The following is a 15582-nucleotide window of genomic DNA, read 5'->3' on the forward strand; positions in this document are numbered from 1 at the left end:
CCATCAAAAGAAACAGAAAGGCGGCGACGTTCTTAGCTAAATTGACCATTGGGACCCCCGGTTAGGTTGCACGCAACCTTTACCGGGAACCCCGATTTCCGTCAAACGCCCTTGGTGATGCGGGTCTTTTCGACCTTCGCCAGAACCTCGGAATAGGCGTTATCGTTTTCCAGCAGGCGCTCACCGAACACGGTGTTGCCTTCGATGATCGCAGTGCCCTGAATTTCGACTTCCCCAACGTCTTGGTTCGTCACGACGAACGGCAACGTATTGAACGTTTCCGCGATCATGAAATCCGGGCCAAGCGACGGATTGGCGACCTCGACAACCCAGAAGTGCTGACGCTCTTCGTTAAACGTGTTGTCGGGTGCCGGCTTGAACCACTTCCCGCCAATGCGGGTATTCGACGCCTGCCAGCTCCAATTGAGCGGGCGATAGCCGAACAGACCGTTCGGAGTTGCGTGCGACGTGTCGATTTCCCCATTGCTCATCCGCTCGACCTTCTGAGGGTCGAGGTCGTCACGCATGGCGTTCGGCAGCTTTTCCGGATCCGTTGTAAACAACAGCGGATCGCGGGCACGCTCGAAAAGCTGTTCCGGCAGAATTTCCGCCGTCACCATGACGATGCCGCCCGTGGGGCAACGCGGGAGAACAATATCGAGGTCGCACAAGGCAGACCCGTTCACGACCGCGTCCGTCAGGTTGGCGCCGTCCGTCGCCCAACGCTTTTCGATGCCGAAGACTTCCGTCTTGTCTGCGATCTTGATGGGCTGTTGCCACATCTTGTCAGGCACAGACATGCCCTGCATCAGCAGGTCAATAATCCAGCTTTCCGGCAGGCCTTCGAACTGCGCTTTCAGGTCCGCATACCAGCGGGTCTTTTTCGCAAGCTCGATATTCGCCAGCGAAATCTTGACGCCTGCCGTTGCGAGGTCCGCGAACACCTTCGGAACGCCCGAAGCGTCCGACTGCATCACGAACGGCGCGGCGTTGGAGACGGTACCCGTCTTATTCGATGCCGCTGTGTAGGCGGTCCCGTCCGCTTCCTTCCAGTTCGTGTTGAGCAGCGCACCAGCAGGATTGCCCACGACGCCGAGGCCGGTCACCGCCGCCTTCGCATTCGTGAAGGTCAAATCAACGGAGCCTTCCATCGCGAGATCGTCCCAATCAGGAACGACATACTTGTACTGCTGATGCTGCCAGAAGGCAGGCGCGAGCGAAGTCGTCGTCAGCGTATTGCGCTTTTTCAGCTGATACAGGCTTTCCGACCGGTTCCGGGCACGGAAATTCCAAATCAGGTTATAGGCCTCGATATAGGCCGTGTTGATGGTGTCGGTCGGCGCGGCATGGAAGCCGAGATATTTGTGGATGGGGATGGACCCCACCGCCCCGGCCACCATCGTGTTGAAGAAGGGCGTAACGGCAACGCCGTTCGCGTTCCCCTGCTTCATATACGAGCGGTCGAATTCATCCCGCCCGCCGTCGAAGCGTTCGAACGCGAGGAACGGAACGAACCATGCCTGAAACCGGCACTGGATACCGTTCTTGATGACCTCCGCCGTTTCCATCAGGTCCACTTTGCAGTGGAGCATGGAATTGCGAAGGGTGTCTTCGCGCAGCAGCGGAAACGCCGTAATCGGCACCATCTTGCCAGCAGGCATGGAAGTAGCGACGACCTGATTGATTTGCCGCAGAGAACGCGGAATCGGAATAGGCGTCGTATTCGTCCTGGAGATATCGCGAATTTCATTCGCTGTAAGTTGCCTTGCCATTACTTCTTGCCCTTCACCTTGCGCCATACCTTGATGGCGGCTTGCTTGATGTTTTCACGACGCCGCGCGCACGCGGCGCATTTCACAGTGGGTTTTGGTTGAGGTTTCACCATCCACCCCCCTGAGGGCGGATCGTCTGACGCGCCCTCCGGTTGATCGTCCCGCCGACCCATCCACCGGGACGATACGGCGGGAGCTTCGGAGGCTTTGCAGAGCGGGATTTTTCGCGCTTGTACGCCGCGCTATAATCTTCCCAAGCGGACCGAGCATTACGCCAAAGCGAATACCCGGCCGCCGTAACGCCCTTAGCAGCGCCGCCAATCCACTCTCCCGGCTCCCCATAGGCGTTCGAGATCGCGCCGCCAGCGTCCGGCAACCAGCCGGGATCAAACCAGCCGTAACGGCCTGTATTCATCCCAACATCAGACGCTTCCGGATCGTCACCGGCTTTCAGATTGGGATTTTGAGGAACGTAGGCGGCTGGAACGCTCGCCGTCTGCTTATGCGAAGCAGCGCCGAGACGTGGAACAAGCTGCTGGCTTACTTTCGTCCCCGTATAGGTCCGAGGCGAATAGAAACCCGCAGGTAGCCTCAGGGCCTCTTTCGTGTCCCTGAGTTGCAAATCGACAAGGGCGGTATCAAGCTCGCGCTTTTTCGCCTGTATCGGATCAAGCTTTTTGTCCAACGCACCGCCGAGAACGCCCCCGAGACTACCGAGGGCTTCCGGCAACTGCGACACCGTTGGACTGGTGGTCGTCGTGAAACCCGCCGCGCCACCATTTCGAAGCACGGTCAACGGATTGAAGCCGTTGCCGTTCGCTTGATTAACCAATTCCGTCAAATCAATTGACGTTTTTGTCTTTTGCGATTTTTTCCCGAAGAGCGAGCCGATAATGCTCGCCCCCGCTGTGAGAATTTCTCCCCACATCAGCGCGGACCTTTAAACACATCGTCCGCGTTCGATACGCCGAGAGCATCGAGCATACGCCGTGCTCCCGCGTTTTCCGTCTTCCGCTTGTCAATCGTGGCAAGCGAAACGTCGAAGGCCAGACCGAGTACAACACCAATTGCGGTTAACAATTGGTCAAGTACATCGGCTGGCGCGCCCTTGGCTATCAAGTACGCCGCAAGTGCAGTCCCTACTCTTCGCAGTATAGGGCCGACCACAAGCATAACTAGCTTGCGGTCTATCATTTTCATTAGTGACATTTTAACCCCTTCCAGCTATAATTGTGGAAGGAATTTGCGTGCATAATATGTATTATGAAATTATTGTGTGTAGCCACAAAGTTAGAGTGCCGTGTTCCTGCAAAGTAAGAATGGCACGGTTCCCGCGTTTTGATGGCACAGAATCTAGGCCCCTGCCCTCCGTTATCAGTGAGGCTCTCAGCGAGGAGTTCTATCGAGCAGCATGCGATCTCATGCCTTGCGAACCTCAAATCAGGTGACTGCCCGTGGAGCCAAATATGTTGCTTGAGACCTTCGAATGGTGGAACCGATTGACTTGCTACTGCGAAGGACTACTTTTTAGAGATCGCAAATTCATCCGCACAAGGATAGCAGTGGATGCTGAAGCGATTGGGCAACCTTGAGGAGGATGAGGTTTGCCATGGAATATCGTTTTCTTCTGCTAATCGGCGTGGGAGACGCAACGGCGTTACGTGGCCATCTTCGCAACCCAAAATTGAATGTGAAGGCTGCGAAGACGGCATTCGGCGACCTGAAGGACGAGCAGAAATCAGCTGTCCGAAACGGGCGCTGCAAGTTGACCGACTGCGGAACAGATCGGTTGAAAATGCCTAATTTTCTGTAATTACACGCATTTTCTGTTTATGAGATACTAAGGCCAATATTTGCGGAATGCGGTTCATATCCACGGTCGGATCGGCTCAGGGAGGGGCGATAATGGCTGTCGTGCTGGTTCTCGTTTTGCTGGTGGTGGGCTCCGTGTTGTTCCACATGCTGAGCCCCTGGTGGTGGACGCCGATCGCGTCCAACTGGTCCTATATCGACAGCACGCTGGTCATTACCTTCTGGATCACCGGCATCGTCTTCGTGGCTGTGGTATCCTTCATGGCCTATTGCGTCTTCCGCTTCCGACACAGACCAGGCAACCGAGCGGCCTATGAGCCTGAGAACCGCAAGCTGGAATGGATGCTGGCATTGGTAACGGCGGTCGGTGTCGCAGCCATGCTCGCGCCCGGCCTTGTGGGGTGGAACCAGTTCGTCACGGTGCCGGACGAAGCCGTCCCTGTGGAGGTCGTGGCACAGCAATGGTTGTGGAGCTTTCGGCTGCCGGGAGCCGACGGTAAACTCGGCCGGTCGGATACGCGCGACGTTACCCCTGAAAACCCGCTCGGTCTCAACAGGAACGATTCCGCAGGGTTGGACGACGTGATCATCGAGGGTGGAGAGTTGCACTTGCCGGTCGGTAAGCCGGTCCGGGTATTGCTGCGCTCCGTCGATGTCCTTCATGATTTCTACGTGCCGGAATTTCGCGCCAAGATGGACATGATCCCTGGCATGGTGACCTATTTCTGGCTTACGCCGACGCGAACGGGAACCTTCGAGATCCTCTGCGCCGAACTCTGCGGCGTCGGCCACTCGCAGATGCGCGGAACCGTCGTCGTTGATGACGAAGCGAACTACCAGACATGGCTGGAGCAGCAACAGACGTTCACCCAGCTCCTGGCATTGGGAGAGCCGCAACCGGCAAATTGAATCGGGCAGGAAGGCAGCATCGGAAGGAAAGGGAGGAGATATCATGGTCGAGATTCCATCCGGCGACGCAGGCACCGTCCCGTCCGCCGAAGTCGAGGATGTTGAACTCTATCATCCGAAAAGCTGGTGGACGAAATATGTCTTCAGCCAGGATGCCAAGATCATTGCCGTACAATACTCGGTCACGGCCATTTCGATCGGTCTTCTGGCGCTCGTGCTCTCCTGGCTGATGCGCCTGCAGCTTGCCTTTCCCGGCTATTTCGCCTTCATCGATGCCGACCGCTATTATCAGTTCATCACCATGCACGGCATGATCATGGTGATCTATCTCCTGACGGCACTGTTCCTCGGCGGTTTCGGCAATTACCTCATTCCGCTGATGGTCGGCGCACGCGATATGGTGTTCCCCTATGCGAACATGCTGAGCTACTGGATCTACCTGCTCGCCGTATTGATCCTGGTCGCGAGCTTTTTTGCACCGGGCGGGCCAACGGGGGCCGGCTGGACCCTCTATCCGCCACAGGCCGTTCTGTCCGGCACGCCCGGCGGCAGGGACTGGGGCATCCTCCTGATGCTCTCCTCGCTGATCGTCTTCATCATCGGCTTTACCATGGGCGGCCTGAATTATGTGGTGACGGTGCTGCAGGGACGCACGCGCGGCATGACGCTGATGCGCATGCCCCTGACCGTCTGGGGCATCTTTACCGCGACAGTGATGGCGCTGCTGGCCTTCCCTGCCCTCTTCGTCGCCTGCGTCATGATGCTGTTCGACCGTCTGCTCGGCACGAGCTTCTTCATGCCCGCCATCGTCGAAATGGGCGAGCAGTTGCAGCATGGCGGGGGCAGCCCGATCCTGTTCCAGCACCTGTTCTGGTTTTTCGGGCATCCTGAGGTCTATATCGTCGCCCTCCCCGCCTTCGGCATCGTCTCGGACTTGATCAGCACCCATGCGCGCAAGAACATCTTCGGCTACCGCATGATGGTATGGGCGATCATCATCATCGGCGGCTTGAGCTTCATCGTCTGGGCGCATCATATGTATGTCAGCGGCATGAACCCGGCTTTCGGCTTCTTCTTCGCCACGACCACGCTCATCATCGCCATCCCCACGGCAATCAAGGTCTACAACTGGGTGCTGACCTTGTGGCGCGGCGACATTCATCTGACGCTGCCCATGCTTTTCGCGCTGGCTTTCATCGTCACTTTCGTCAATGGCGGCCTGACCGGCCTCTTCCTCGGCAATGTCGTCGTCGACGTCCCGCTGTCCGATACCATGTTCGTCGTCGCGCATTTCCACATGGTCATGGGCGTCGCGCCGATCCTTGTCATCTTCGGGGCGATCTATCACTGGTATCCGAAGGTGACCGGGCGCATGCTGAACGAAGCACTCGGCCAGATCCATTTCTGGATCACCTTCCTCGGCACCTACGCGATCTTCTTTCCCATGCATTATCTCGGCCTGCTCGGTGTGCCGCGCCGTTACTACGAGCTTGGAGAGACAACCTTTGTTCCGCCTTCGGCCCATACGCTGAATGTCTTCATCACTGTCACGGCGCTCGTCGTGGGCGCGGCTCAGATCGTCTTCCTGTTCAATCTGGTCTGGAGCCTCTTCAGGGGCCGGGAGGCAGGCGGCAATCCGTGGCGGGCGACGACGCTCGAATGGCAGACGCCGCAGACCCCGCCTGCACATGGCAATTGGGGCAAGGGTCTGCCGGTGGTTTACCGCTGGGCCTATGACTACAGCGTGCCGGGAGCGGCCGAGGATTTCATCCCACAGACGGAACCGGCAAGCGGCGTCACAAGGGAGGTCGTCGCATGAACGTCGCACTGGTCTTTCTTGCCGCGATCGGTGCCATCATTATCTGGTGGCTGGCCGGGCAGCGGTTGACCTCGAAGCCCTGGCTTGAAGCAAGTCCGGTGCAGGCGGTGGCAGGCGGGCAAGAGCCGCCTGTTGTGGCGGTAAAAATCGGCCTCTATGTCTTCCTCGGCGTCGTCGGCGCCCTCTTCAGCCTCTCTGTCAGCGCCTATTTCATGCGGATGGAGGCCTCGGACTGGGGAGGAATGCCGGTCCCCCGGTTGCTCTGGGTGAATACCGCCGTGCTTGTCCTGAGCAGCGCTGTGCTGCAATGGGCAAGAAGAGAAGCGCGGCTTGGCCATATGGAGACCCTGCAGCCAATGCTTGCCGCCGCTTTCCTTCTCGCTGCCCTCTTTCTCGTCGGACAGATCCAGGCGTGGCGCGAACTGATGTCGACCGGCTACGTGCTTGCCGACAATCCCGCCAACAGTTTCTTCTACATGCTGACGGGCTTGCACGGCCTGCACGTTCTCGGTGGCCTTGCCGTGCTCGGCCGAACGACCGCCAGATCATTCGTGGCAGATGCTCGGCGGGACAGGCTGCGCCTCAGCGTCGATCTTTCCGCTATCTACTCCCATTTCATGCTCGCCGTATGGCTCATGCTCTTTGCGCTCTTTGCCGGCTGGGCAAACGACTTTGTCGATCTCTGCCGCCAATTGCTGAACCAGGGGATTCCCGGATGACACAGTCTCTCCAGACACACAGCAATCCTGATCTCCACCCCGCCGGACTGCGCGGCGTCGCTTCCGATTTCGCCTCGGATCAGCGCGCCTTCAAAACCGCCTCATGGGGCAAGGCGATGATGTGGATCTTTCTCTTGAGCGACACCTTCGTCTTCGGATGTTTTCTGCTGGCCTATATGACCGCGCGCATGTCGACGCCCGTCGCCTGGCCCAATCCGAGCGAGGTCTTCGCGCTCCATATCGGCGGGCAGGATGTTCCGCTGATCCTGATCGCGATCATGACCTTCGTGCTGATCTCAAGCAGCGGCACCATGGCGATGGCTGTCAACTTCGGCTATCGCCGGGAACGCGGCCGGACGGCTGCCCTGATGCTGGCGACGGCGCTTCTCGGTGCGACCTTTGTCGGCATGCAGGCCTTCGAATGGACGAAGCTGATATCGGAAGGGGTGCGCCCCTGGGAAAATCCCTGGGGGGCGGCGCAGTTCGGCTCATCCTTTTTTATGATCACCGGCTTTCACGGCACTCACGTCACGATTGGCGTCATCTTTCTCTTCATCGTCGCCCGCAAGGTCTGGCGGGGTGATTTCGACGAGGCGCGGCGCGGCTTCTTCACCAGCAGGAAAGGTCACTACGAAGCCGTCGAGATCATGGGCCTCTACTGGCATTTCGTCGATCTGGTCTGGGTGTTCATCTTCGCATTTTTCTATCTGTGGTGAGGAGGATCGTCATGAGCGAGACAACCGCGCATGCTCAAACGCACACGCAGGCACGCACACAGACGCATACCGGGCAGCAACATCCGATCCGGCTTTACCTTCTCGTCTGGGGCCTGCTCTTCGTGCTCAGCGCCTTTTCCTACATGGTCGATTATCTCGGAATCCAGGGCTTCGCGCGCTGGTCGCTGATTCTCGTGTTCATGATGCTCAAGGCGGGACTGATCGTCGCCATCTTCATGCACATGGCCTGGGAACGGCTGGCGCTCGTCTATGCCATCCTGCTGCCACCGGCGCTGGTGCTGGTCTTCACGGCCCTCATGGTCTCGGAGGCAAACTATACCATCCTCACCCGGCTCGCCTTCTTTGGAACGGCTCCCTGACGGGCGCGACGCCGAAGCCTCCTTTCAAGCTCGCCGATCGCCTGCGCATCTTTGCCCGAGGTTTGCAATCACTCCGGCTTCGGCCCGTGAGGACAACTCGGGGAACAAAAATGCCGGACGCATTCGCGCGCCCGGCTTGCAGTCAGTCCACTGGGAGGGCTTCAGTTGAAAATCGACTCGTATTCGCCTTTCAGCATGGCGATCACATCGTCTGTCGTCATGTTCCGATCCCCCTGAAAGGTGAACATCGTGTTCCAGATCGAGTTGATCCAGTCCGAATCCGAAATATAGAACGGATTGAGCACGCTGGAATTGTCCTTGGCGAGATTGCTCAGAACCAGCTTGTTGCAGGCGTCGAGCTTGTCCTCCGGCGCATCGACCCGAACCGGGGTCGATCCTTTATAGGCTGCGAATTGTCCATTATTGGCCGGATCGACGGCAATTGATGCCATGTCGAATTCCGCGGCGAGTTGATCCTTGCTGACAGGAGCACCACCGAGGATGCCCATGGCGTCGACCGTGACAGCCACAGCCTTGGTGCCCGGCCAGTTGATGCAGTTGAAATCCTCGCCCAGCACCTTGTTGTTGGCTTTCCACTGCCCCTTCATCCAGTCCCCGTGGAACTGCATCAGCGTCTTGCCCGAAATCACCGTATTCGTGGTTTCGTTCCACTGGCGGTTCGTCCAGCCTTCGTCAGCCTGGGCAGTGATCTTCCGGAACATCTCGATCGCGTCGCGAAGACCCTTTTCCTCGAACACCGACGGATCCGGCTTGCCGCCGTCAGATACGTTGTAGAACTTCTTGTAGACTTCAGGGCCGGCTACCGCCGCCATGAGAGCGTGGAACAGGTAGCCTGCCTGAAACGTATTGCCGCCGACGCCGATGAAATTGTAGCCGGCCGCCTTCACCTTATCCATGTCGGCAAACATATCGTCCGCCGACTTCCATTGCGTCGGATCGACGCCCGCAGCCTTCGCGACTTTCATATTGTAGTAGACCATGCCGTCGATATGAATTCCAAGCGGGATCTTGCGCACCTCGCCGTCGACCTTGATCGCTTCCTGTACGGCCGCCGGGAAATTCGGCGTTGCGCCGATCTTGTCGAAATATTCGCCCACGGTCTGGCCAAGCCCGCGATCACGAATATCCCGATAGACGTCAGCATTGCCGGTCAGAAAGATGTTCGGTGGCGTTCCGGCAATCACCAGGCTCACGATCGGCCCCCCTGCTCCCGACTGCTCATGCGGAACCGCCAGTTCCTTGATGGTGTTGCCTTTGGCTTTCAGCGCGTTGACGAATACGTTGAGAGCTTTGATCTCGCTTTCATTCGACCAAGAATGGAAGATCGTCAGATCGGCTGCGCTGGTCTTGGCGATGGGGGCGATAGCGAGCGCGAGCGCCAGCCCGATGCCTGCGAGTTTGGATCTCATGCCATTTCCTCCCTGTCATCAGGCCGTCCGGCCTAGATTCGCACTTCCGTCTTCGGGTCGAACAGATCGAACTTGTCAGCCGGATAGCTGACCCGAAGACGTTCGCCCGCTGCCGGTACGTGGTAATGCTTGGAATCGAAACGGACGGCGATCAGTCCGCCGCCGCTTTCAAGAAAGGCAGTTACGTCGCTTCCGGTTTTTTCCGTGTAGCGGACGGGCAATTCGAAATATGCGCCACATGCCTCTTCAGGCATCTCCCCAACGGAAAAATGCTCCGGCCGCATGCCGGCGATGACGTTCTGCCCCGTTTTGGGCTGGTGCTCGAATTGATAGCGCGAGAGATGAAGGGGGACGCCTGACGGCTCGTGCCGGGCAACACACGCGCCTCCATTGGCGACGACCGTCGCGGGGACCATGTTCATCGCCGGTGAACCTATGAACGAGGCGACGAAGAGGTTTTTCGGCCGTTCATAGATTTCGTCGGGCGTTCCGATCTGCTGGATGACACCGCCATTCATGACGGCGATCCGCGTCGCCATTGTCATTGCCTCGATCTGGTCATGCGTGACGAACACGATCGTCTTCTTCAGTTCATTGTGCAGGCGTTTTATCTCGAGACGCATTTCAGTCCTGAGCTTCGCGTCGAGGTTCGAGAGCGGCTCGTCGAACAGGAAGACATCGACATTCTTCACCAGCGCCCGGCCGATGGCGACGCGTTGGCGCTGCCCCCCGGAGAGCTGCGCCGGCTTGCGGTCCAGCAGAGCATCTATCTGCAGAAGCTTTGACGCCCATTCGACACGTCGCTGCATTTCGGCCTTGTCGAGCTTTTGAGCAGAAAGACCGAACAGCAGGTTTCCCTTCACCGTCTTGGTCGGATAGAGGGCGTAGGACTGGAACACCATTGCCAGACCGCGATCCTTCGGATCGAGATCGGTCACATCCCGGTCACCGATCGCAATCGTGCCGTCCGAAGTTTCCTGCAGGCCGGCGAGCATGTTCAACAGCGTGGTCTTGCCGCATCCCGAGGGTCCGAGAAGCACCAGAAACTCGCCATCGGCAATCTTGAGATTCAGGTTCTCAAGCACGGTCAGACCGCCGAAACGCTTGACAATATTGCGAAACTCGACGTCAGGCATGGACTATCCCTTGATTGCTCCGGCGGTGATGCCCTCAACGAAGAACTTGCCAAGCCCGAAATAGACGACGAGCGGAGGGATGGCCGTCAGAAGCGCTGCGGCCATGTTCACGTTGTACCGGACCTCGCCGAACGAGGTGATCACGGTATTGGCGAGGATGACGGTCATCGGTTGCGTGCCGACGCCACCGAAGGTGAGGCCGATCAGATAATCGTTCCACACGCTGGTAATCATCAGGATGAGCACGACGATCATGATGTTTGCCGACATCGGCAGGATGATTTCCAGGAATATCTTCCAGAAGGAGCCGCAATCCATGATCGCCGCCTTGATGATCTCGTCTGGAATGTCCTTGTAGAAATTCCGGAAAATCAGCGTCAGCAACGGCATCGACAGGATGGCGTGGACAACCGCAACCGCCCAGATCGTGCCGAAGATCCCGAGCGAGGAGACGAGCACCACAAGCGGGATCATGATGATCTGAAAGGGGACGAAGGCGCAGAGGAACAGAATGAAAAGGAAGGTTCCCGCCCAGTTGATCTTCCAGAGCGCCAGCGCATAACCCGTCACCGACGAAACGCCGATCGACAGCAACAGGCTCGGAAACAATATCTTGAGCGACGTCCAGAAGCCGGCGCTCACCCCATTGCAGGTCATGCCCGCACAGGTCTGCGACCACGCGTAACGCCAGGGTTCCAGCGTCCATTCCGTCGGAAGCGAGAAGATCTGCCCCTGCGCGATCTGGTCCATCGTCTTGAACGAGGTCATGATCACGACATAGAGCGGAACCGACACAAAGGCCGCGCACATGGTCAGGAAGACGAGGATGGCGATGCTCGATCCCCGGATCCGTCTCCGGCGCCGTTTGACCTTGACCCGGTCAGCGGCAAATGCCGTGGCTTCGATGGTAGCTGTCATTATGCACGCTCCTCCCGCCGGCGGGCCTGCCAGGCTGTCACGAGCATGAGAGGCAGGAAAAGTGCCGCCGTCATGAGAAGCATGATGACGGCCGCAGCGGAGGCGTAGCCGATATTGCCGCGTGCGCCGAACGAATTGACCACGAAATAGGCCGGTGTCCAGGTTGATGTGCCGGGCCCGCCATTGGTCATCGCAAGGACGATGTCATAAGTCTTGACGACACCAAGAGACAACAGGATCGCGCAGGTCAGAAAGGTGAACTTCATCATGGGAATGATGATCTCTGTGTAGAATTTCCAGAGACTCACGCCATCGAGCCTTGCTGCGCTCCATATCTCGGAATTGATCGATTTCAATCCCGCCAGCATCAGTGCCATGTAGAAGCCGAGACCGTGCCAGATGGAGGCAAGAATGATTCCGTACATGGCTGTCCGCGTGTCCGCGAGCCAGTTGAAATTTGCGCTTTCCCAGCCAAGCCCCCGCAGGAAATTCTGGACGCCGAGATCCGGATTGAAAATCCATCGCCAGGCAATGCCTGTCACGATGAGAGAAAGCGCCAGCGGATAGAGAAATATCGTCCGGAAAAACCCCTCCCCTCGCTTTTCCCGCTCGATCATCGCGGCAAGTATGAAGCCGAAGAGAATTGCCAGCGCATTTCCGATTGCGAGAACAAGGATATTTCCGAGCGCCGTGGTCCAGGAACTGTCATTGAACAGCCGTTCATACTGTCTGCTCCAGGAACTGAGATCGATCGTATATTCGGGGAACCGCCGCGAGCGCGTGAACGAAATCCAGATCGTCCAGAGAATCGCGCCGAGAAACGCAACGGCGGTCGTCGTCAGTGCGGGAATAAGCGCAATCCTGGGCGATGCCCAGCTCCACCGAATTGCCATCTGTTCCTCCCCGACCCGCCGTGGTCGCTTGCGAAGGGTATTCGCAAATGATCGCAAACAGATCTTGTATTAGCGCTAATATAAAGGTAAGCATTGCCAAACGTCAATGGCCTTGTTGATGCCGGGAAGCCATCACGGAAAAGAGGCCGGGGAGGAAGGCGATGCTTGGGGACCAGATACCGGCGGTGGGGCTTGGTACATACGGGCTGACCGGAAACGACGGCCTTTCCTCAATGAAATCGGCAATTTTGCTCGGATACCGGCATCTTGATACCGCGCAAACCTACGGCACGGAGGAAAATGCCGGACAGGCTGTCCGCGGATCGGAACTGCCGAGGGGGTCATTTTTCATTACGACGAAAATCACCGCCAAGAACCTCGGACGCATTCGGCAGAGCATTCGGGAAAGCCTCACCCTTATGGGGCTTGATCACGCCGATCTTGTGCTCATCCACTGGCCCGCACCTTACGACGAGGTGAGCGTGCGCTCTTATATCGGAGACCTGGCGAGAGCGCAGGACGAAGGTCTGTGCAAGTTGATTGGCGTTTCGAATTTCACGCGCAGACATCTCGATGAGGCAATCGCCGAAATAGGTGAGAATCGCCTGGCGACCAACCAGTTCGAACAGCACGTCTATCTGCAGAACCGCGTTCTGGAAGATCACTGCATGTCGGCGAACATACGGGTCACCGCTTACATGCCGTTGGCAGGCGGCAACGTTTCAGACGACGCCGTTCTGAATGCCGTTGCGCAAAAACATGGCGTTGCCGCAAGCCAGGTCGCGCTCGCCTTTCTGCTCAACAGGGGCTCGATCATCATACCGAAAGCGAGCTCACGCGCCCGCCAGCAATCGAACCTCGCTGCCAAATCCGTGAAGCTCGACGCACAGGACCTTGAAGCGATCGCAGGTCTCGATTGCGGCAGGCGTTACATCAACCCGGAATGGGGTCCGGCGTGGGACTGATTTAAAGAGGAGGCCGGGCAAGACACCGGCCATATCTGGAGGAGAAGATGGGTATCTTCACGACGCTTGGCCACATTGCCTTCAAGGTCAACGATCTCGATAGGTCGGTGGCATTCTACAACAAGATTGGATTTCCCGAAATGCTCCGCCTGCTCGATGCGGAGGGCAAACCGTGGATCGTTTATCACCGCATCAACGACAATCTTTATCTTGAACTATTCCCTGGAGGAGATGGCACCCCTGCACCGGCCAATGAGAAAACCGGCTTGAACCACTTCTGCCTCACGGTCGCCAATGCCGATCAGGCCGAAAGGGACCTTGCGGAAGCCGGCATCAAGCTTCGTCGTCCCCGCAAGGAAACACGCGGTGTCGACGGCAATTGGGGCATGTGGATCGAAGACCCGGACGGGAATCGCATCGAAATCCAGGAAATGGCGCCGAACTGCATCCAGTACGAAGCTGAAAGAGCACTTGTCGCCGGCGGTGAGCCCCACGTCCTGACTGTCTATTAGCAACCGTCGAAAACCGCAAAACGAGGCCGACAATATCGGCCGGGAGGATTTTCATGATCAAGGTAAAACAGATCGCTCATGTCTGCATCTTTGCACACGACCTGGATAAGACCCGCGCGTTCTACGAGGATGTTCTGGGGCTCGACACGCAGTTCAACTTCCTGCGTGACGGCAGGATTTTCGGCTTCTATCTCAATTGCGGCGGCAGAAGCCATGTCGAGGTTTTCCAGAAGGATGGAACCTCATATAGCGACACGAACCAGATCACCCATTTCTGTCTCGAGGTCGAAAATCTCGACGAGGCAATCGCGCATATCAAATCCAAGGGTATCGATATCACCAACAAGAAGTACGCGTGCGACGACACCTATCAGGCGTGGATAAGGGATCCCAACGGAGTAAGGATCGAACTGTTTGAATATACAGATAAGAGCGCTCAGTTTACCGGCCGTGACCGCGTTGCCGACTGGTGATTGGCGCTTGAATTCGGCAATCTGTCTGTTGCATCTGGAAGACGGAATGCCGGCACAGGCAGGCTAGAAAAGTCACTTCCATGGAAAAGGGCCTCGTGAAACCAAAACCCAAAACCAAGCTGAAGGATGTGGCCAAAGCTACGGGTTTTTCAGAAAATACGGTATCGCTGGCCCTGCGGGGCAGTCCCCGCCTGCCGGAGTCGACCCGTGACCTGATTCTTAGGGCGGCGGAGGAACTCAACTATTTTCCCAACCATATCGCCCGCTCGCTGGCCAACAATGCGACGCGGACCATCGGGCTGGTATTGACGGACATCATGAACCCTACGCTGACCTTGGCTGCCCGCACGATCGAGCGGGAACTGACCAAAGCCGGCTACGGGATGATGTTCGCGGCAAGCGACACCAGCGTCGAAAGTGAGAAACGGGCGCTCCTGCGTTTCCAGTCCTATCAGGTGGACGGAATTCTGGTATATCCCGCTCATCATCGAAAATTCGATCATATCGTCGCCGTCGCTGAGGCCGGGACACCTGTTTTGCTGCTGGCCGAACTGCGCGGATCGGGCCTCGATACGGTGGCAATCGACGATATGGCAGGTGCCTACAAGGTCGCTTGCCATCTTCTCGGGCTCGGTCACCGCCGGATCGCCATGCTGGACGGCGGCTTCATGTCCGGGAATGACGACAAACGCCGCGGTATCCGCCAGGCAATCCGTCAGGCCGGCCTTCCGGCCAATACGCTTATTGTTCACAATGCCAAGGGAACTTCAGCTACCCAAGGCTACCGGATGATGCCTGCCGTGATGGCCGATCCCAACAAGCCCACTGCGCTTGTCGCCTCAACCGACGCATTGGCCACCGGAGCGTTGCGTTGGTGCGGCGAAAACGGGATTTCGGTTCCTGGCCAAATGGCGATCGCCGGATACGACAATACGGAAGTCTCCGAATTCAGCGTTTTGCCGCTGACGACCGTGAACTATGCAGCCGATGAAATCAGTCGAATCGGCGTTGCACGCATCCTTCATCGTCTGGAAAACAAGGAGGCGCGGCTTCCCGCGGAAACTCAGTTGATCGAGCCTGAATTGATTGTCCGCGCGACGACCTGATCGGAGAGGCTGTCACGTTATT

16 protein-coding genes are annotated in these 15582 nt (G+C 57.7%); 10 read left to right on the forward strand and 6 right to left on the reverse strand.

Annotation, left to right across the window (positions count from 1 at the left end):
- Window positions 1–101: 101 nt before the first annotated feature.
- Both JL39_RS02765 and JL39_RS02770 read right to left on the reverse strand, forming a co-directional pair.
- Window positions 102–1661, reverse strand: coding sequence for a hypothetical protein (locus tag JL39_RS02765; protein WP_152601011.1), 1560 nt, complete (start codon window positions 1659–1661; stop codon window positions 102–104).
- A gap of 217 nt (window positions 1662–1878) precedes the next feature.
- Window positions 1879–2700: a hypothetical protein gene (locus JL39_RS02770; RefSeq protein ID WP_037145807.1), complete on the reverse strand. Its 822-nt coding sequence runs from the start codon at window positions 2698–2700 to the stop codon at window positions 1879–1881.
- Between the two features lie 681 nt (window positions 2701–3381).
- On the opposite strand from JL39_RS02770, the gene JL39_RS02780 reads away from it, so the two are divergent.
- From JL39_RS02780 to JL39_RS02805, 6 genes are all read left to right on the forward strand, one after another.
- A complete protein-coding gene (locus tag JL39_RS02780; RefSeq protein ID WP_037145811.1) occupies window positions 3382–3585 on the forward strand; it encodes a hypothetical protein in 204 nt (67 codons plus the stop codon).
- Between the two features lie 92 nt (window positions 3586–3677).
- Window positions 3678–4493, forward strand: coding sequence for a cytochrome c oxidase subunit II (coxB, locus tag JL39_RS02785; protein ID WP_037145813.1), 816 nt, complete (start codon window positions 3678–3680; stop codon window positions 4491–4493).
- A 43-nt stretch (window positions 4494–4536) separates the two neighbouring features.
- Window positions 4537–6312 carry a cytochrome c oxidase subunit I gene (gene ctaD / locus JL39_RS02790; protein ID WP_037145815.1) on the forward strand — a complete coding sequence of 592 codons (1776 nt, stop codon included), beginning with the start codon at window positions 4537–4539 and terminating at the stop codon, window positions 6310–6312.
- Complete coding sequence (locus JL39_RS02795) at window positions 6309–7031, forward strand: cytochrome c oxidase subunit 3 (protein ID WP_037145817.1); 723 nt, start codon at window positions 6309–6311, stop codon at window positions 7029–7031. Before ctaD ends, JL39_RS02795 begins: the two co-directional genes overlap by 4 nt.
- Complete coding sequence (locus tag JL39_RS02800) at window positions 7028–7747, forward strand: heme-copper oxidase subunit III family protein (RefSeq protein ID WP_037145819.1); 720 nt, start codon at window positions 7028–7030, stop codon at window positions 7745–7747. The genes JL39_RS02795 and JL39_RS02800 overlap by 4 nt, the downstream gene beginning before the upstream one ends.
- An 11-nt stretch (window positions 7748–7758) precedes the next feature.
- Window positions 7759–8127, forward strand: a complete 369-nt coding sequence (locus JL39_RS02805; protein ID WP_037145821.1) for a cytochrome C oxidase subunit IV family protein — start codon at window positions 7759–7761, stop codon at window positions 8125–8127.
- A 161-nt stretch (window positions 8128–8288) separates the two neighbouring features.
- Here JL39_RS02805 and JL39_RS02810 read toward each other — a convergent pair whose 3' ends face one another.
- The 4 genes from JL39_RS02810 to JL39_RS02825 are packed head-to-tail and all read right to left on the reverse strand — an operon-like array spanning window position 8289 to window position 12504.
- The gene (locus tag JL39_RS02810) at window positions 8289–9557 is read right to left on the reverse strand and encodes an ABC transporter substrate-binding protein (RefSeq protein ID WP_037145823.1); all 1269 of its coding nucleotides are present in this window, start codon (window positions 9555–9557) and stop codon (window positions 8289–8291) included.
- Between the two features lie 32 nt (window positions 9558–9589).
- Window positions 9590–10693, reverse strand: coding sequence for an ABC transporter ATP-binding protein (locus JL39_RS02815; RefSeq protein WP_037145825.1), 1104 nt, complete (start codon window positions 10691–10693; stop codon window positions 9590–9592).
- A 3-nt stretch (window positions 10694–10696) separates the two neighbouring features.
- Window positions 10697–11611, reverse strand: coding sequence for a carbohydrate ABC transporter permease (locus JL39_RS02820; protein ID WP_037145827.1), 915 nt, complete (start codon window positions 11609–11611; stop codon window positions 10697–10699).
- A complete protein-coding gene (locus tag JL39_RS02825; RefSeq protein WP_037145829.1) occupies window positions 11611–12504 on the reverse strand; it encodes a sugar ABC transporter permease in 894 nt (297 codons plus the stop codon). Before JL39_RS02825 ends, JL39_RS02820 begins: the two co-directional genes overlap by 1 nt.
- Before the next feature lie 161 nt (window positions 12505–12665).
- Here JL39_RS02825 and JL39_RS02830 point away from each other — a divergent pair, with 161 nt between their 5' ends.
- The 4 genes from JL39_RS02830 to JL39_RS02845 all read left to right on the forward strand — a co-directional run bounded on the left by JL39_RS02830 (window position 12666) and on the right by JL39_RS02845 (window position 15560).
- Complete coding sequence (locus JL39_RS02830; RefSeq protein ID WP_037145831.1) at window positions 12666–13469, forward strand: aldo/keto reductase; 804 nt, start codon at window positions 12666–12668, stop codon at window positions 13467–13469.
- 47 nt (window positions 13470–13516) lie between these two features.
- Window positions 13517–13981, forward strand: coding sequence for a VOC family protein (locus tag JL39_RS02835; protein WP_037145833.1), 465 nt, complete (start codon window positions 13517–13519; stop codon window positions 13979–13981).
- 53 nt (window positions 13982–14034) lie between these two features.
- Window positions 14035–14454, forward strand: a complete 420-nt coding sequence (locus JL39_RS02840) for a VOC family protein (protein ID WP_037145834.1) — start codon at window positions 14035–14037, stop codon at window positions 14452–14454.
- 80 nt (window positions 14455–14534) lie between these two features.
- A complete protein-coding gene (locus JL39_RS02845; protein ID WP_052182605.1) occupies window positions 14535–15560 on the forward strand; it encodes a LacI family DNA-binding transcriptional regulator in 1026 nt (341 codons plus the stop codon).
- Window positions 15561–15582 lie beyond the last annotated feature (22 nt).

The organism is Rhizobium sp. YS-1r (genome assembly GCF_000757525.1).
GTDB lineage: Bacteria > Pseudomonadota > Alphaproteobacteria > Rhizobiales > Rhizobiaceae > Neorhizobium > Neorhizobium petrolearium.